1 protein-coding gene is annotated in these 1,616 nt (G+C 37.9%); it reads left to right on the top strand.

Translation table 11 applies throughout. The features are described from left to right. The coding region (locus Q0296_RS09095) for a hypothetical protein (protein WP_298039651.1) at positions 1–1,370 on the top strand (1,370 nt) is incomplete at its 5' end. Positions 1,371–1,616 lie beyond the last annotated feature (246 nt).

Below are 1,616 nucleotides of genomic sequence, written 5' to 3'. Positions count from 1 at the left end.
AAGTTATAGACCCTAATATCCATAATAGCTGGTACAATGATAACCGCATCCACACAGGTGACGGCGATGACGTGGTAAATGTAAAAGATGGTGTGAGAATAGAAAAAGTAAATATCCAGATGGATACTGGTAGTAATACTTTTAAAGCAAACAATGTAACCATGACAGATGCTTGGGTAGATACTAGCGATAGATACTCTGAGGCAAGAGATGTAAATACTATGGAGATATCAAACTCTACGCTAACAAATGTAAATTTAAATAGAGAGTCACAAGATGCAGTGCTGGGATATCAAAGTCTAAAACTAGATAATAACAAAGGCGAGAGCGTTACAGCTTATGCAAAAGACCTACTTGAAGTAAAAGGCAATAATGATGGCAATAGTCACTATGAAACTGGATCATTTAGCTCAGCTCACGTTATAGCAGATGGTATAAGTATAGGTCAAGCAGGCTTTAGCAATAAAACAGGTGTTGATTTTACAGCTGATATATCAAATTTAACAGCTAAAACTCGTGTGTGGGTAGGTAGCTATGGTGAAAGTAATGATACGATAAATTTTAAAGGCAACAACATATTAAATAACCTTGAGGATTCAAGTAGTGCTGATATAGATACAAGAGGTGGCAACGATACTATAAATTTTGAAGGCAAAAACGTAGCTGGCGCCATCAATATAAATACTGATGCTGGCAATGACACCATAAATATCGGCGGCGAAACTAAATTTGGCGGAACACATGAAAAAAATGTATTTAAAAGCGTTCAGTTCTCTAGCATAAACATGGGCGATGGCGACGATACGATAAATATCGACAAAGGCGCTGAGCTAAAAAGCACTACCATAAGAATGGGCGATGGCGACGACGTTGTAAATTTAAATGGTAGTTTAAAACATGCTGGTGGTACATACTGGGATGGCTCAAGTACTATTGATCTAGGTAGTGGCAACGATATCATACATATCGGCAAGGACGCAAAGATAAATGCAGATGGCATGACTAGTGCTGGTGGTGAGTATAAAAAAGAGCATGGCGGTATAGTTATCCAAGGTGGAGCAGGTACTGATACGCTAGATATTGCTGGAAATATCGACTTTAGCAAGGTAGCTGGCTTTGAAAAAGTTAGCCTTGGCGGAAGCGCAAACAACGTAACACTAAATTTAACACTAGATGACGTGCTAAATATCACTCGTGGAAATGTGAGCAACACTCTTAGGATAGATGGCGAAAATGGCGATCAAGTAGATATGTCAGCCTTTAGCAAAGGCGGGGTAAATTCTGAAGGGTATACAGAGTACTCAGCTACGCATAATAATGGTACGACATTTACCATCGAGATAAAAGACGAAATAGTCTTACACTCTTAAATTTCATGCCCTAGTCTCCCAAAACTAGGGCAAATTCTTACAAAATTTCAAATTTTAGTACCATAGTACAATTTACAAAGCTCTTTTAAGATATTAAAATACGTTCAAAATTTTTAAATAAGGAAGTAAAATGGCAACAAGGATAGGCGTAATCAAAAGCATCTCACAAGGAGCAAATGTAATCGCAACTGCAAAGGATGGCACACAAAGAGTGTTAAAAGTAGGCGATGAAATTTTTCTTGGTGA

Origin of the sequence: uncultured Campylobacter sp. (assembly GCF_937890585.1) — a bacterium.
Taxonomy (GTDB): domain Bacteria; phylum Campylobacterota; class Campylobacteria; order Campylobacterales; family Campylobacteraceae; genus Campylobacter_A.
This window is presented reverse-complemented; position numbering and strand designations above follow the sequence as displayed.